Annotated in this window: 1 protein-coding gene; it reads right to left on the reverse strand. The window is 59.8% G+C overall.

Annotation, left to right across the window (positions count from 1 at the left end):
* Positions 1–256, reverse strand: a 256-nt coding sequence (locus tag SB756_RS32255) for an AMP-binding protein (protein ID WP_410913524.1), incomplete at both ends; no start/stop codon positions are given.

The following is a 256-nucleotide window of genomic DNA, read 5'->3' on the forward strand; positions in this document are numbered from 1 at the left end:
CCAGCGGGTTACCTTCGTTATCGACCAGCGCCGGTTGCACGCCGAAGAACGGACGTGTTGCCGAACCGGCTTTCAGCTCGGTAGCGCCAGGCAGCGGCGTGATCATGAAACCGCCAGTTTCGGTCTGCCACCAGGTATCGACCACCGGACATTTCTCGTTGCCGATTTTTTTCCAGTACCACTCCCACGCTTCCGGGTTGATTGGCTCGCCCACGGAACCGAGAATGCGCAGCGACGATCGGTCGGTGCCTTCAAT

This window comes from Pseudomonas sp. SIMBA_068, from assembly GCF_046534705.1.
Lineage (GTDB): Bacteria > Pseudomonadota > Gammaproteobacteria > Pseudomonadales > Pseudomonadaceae > Aquipseudomonas > Aquipseudomonas putida.